We start from the raw sequence: 1,320 nt of genomic DNA, 5'->3' as shown, positions 1-1,320 counted from the left end.
GCGAGGAATACCTCGACTCGGAGAAGTACCAGCTCAAGCCACGGGACTGGGAAACCGCCGCACGCGAGGGCCGCACCATCGCCCCGCTCATCACCAGGCTCAACGACATCCGGCGCCGCAGCCCGGCCCTGCGGCAGCTGCGCGATCTGCACTTCCACCACGCCGACAAGGACGCGGTGATCGCCTACTCGAAGCGGAGCGGATCGAACACGGTTCTCGTGGTCGCCAACCTCGATCCGCAGCACACCCAGGAGGCCACGGTCTCGTTGGACATGCCGCAACTCGGCCTGGACTGGCACGAGTCCGTGCCGGTGCGCGACGAGCTCACCGGCGAGACCTACCACTGGGGCAGGGCCAACTATGTGCGCCTCGAACCGGGTCATAGGCCCGCGCATGTCTTCACCGTCCTGCGACCGTCCAACCCGCAGATCGGAGGGTCACCCACAATATGATCGTCAATGAGCCCGTTCCGGACACCTTCGAGGACACTCCCGCCAAGGACCGGGACCCGGAGTGGTTCAAGCGCGCCGTCTTCTACGAGGTCCTGGTCCGCTCCTTCCAGGACAGCAACGGCGACGGCGTCGGCGACCTGAAGGGCCTGACCGCCAAGCTCGACTATCTGCAGTGGCTCGGCGTGGACTGCCTGTGGCTGCCGCCGTTCTTCAAGTCGCCGCTGAGAGACGGGGGTTACGACGTCTCCGACTACACCGCGGTCCTCCCCGAGTTCGGTGACCTCGCCGACTTCGTGGAGTTCGTGGACGCCGCCCACCAGCGCGGCATGCGCGTGATCATCGACTTCGTCATGAACCACACCAGCGACCAGCACCCGTGGTTCCAGGAGTCGAGGCGGGATCCGGACGGTCCGTACGGGGACTACTACGTCTGGGCCGACGACGACAAGCAGTTCCAGGACGCCCGGATCATCTTCGTCGACACCGAGGCCTCCAACTGGACGTACGACCCGGTACGCAAGCAGTACTACTGGCACCGCTTCTTCTCGCACCAGCCGGACCTGAACTACGAGAACCCGGCGGTGCAGGAGGAGATGATCTCCGCGCTGAAGTTCTGGCTGGATCTCGGCATCGACGGGTTCCGGCTGGACGCGGTGCCGTACCTGTACCAGCAGGAGGGGACCAACTGCGAGAACCTGCCGGCGACCCACGAGTTCCTGAGGCGGGTGCGCAAGGAGATCGACGCCCAGTACCCCGACAAGGTGCTCCTCGCCGAGGCCAACCAGTGGCCCGAGGACGTCGTCGACTACTTCGGCGACTACGCCTCCGGCGGCGACGAGTGCCACATGGCCTTCCACTTCCCGGTGAT

Annotated in this window: 2 protein-coding genes; both read left to right on the top strand. The window is 65.6% G+C overall.

Going from position 1 to position 1,320, the window contains the following annotated elements:
• Positions 1–452 (top strand): DUF3459 domain-containing protein (locus ACWC94_RS42275; RefSeq protein WP_450803098.1); only part of this gene is annotated, 452 nt, incomplete at its 5' end.
• Positions 449–1,320: alpha-amylase family glycosyl hydrolase (locus tag ACWC94_RS42270; protein WP_450803096.1), on the top strand; the 872-nt coding region annotated here is incomplete at its 3' end. The genes ACWC94_RS42275 and ACWC94_RS42270, both read left to right, overlap by 4 nt.

The organism is Streptomyces sp. NPDC001135, from assembly GCF_053598395.1.
Note: the sequence above shows the minus strand (reverse complement) of the source record. Positions and strands in the feature narration are given on the sequence as shown.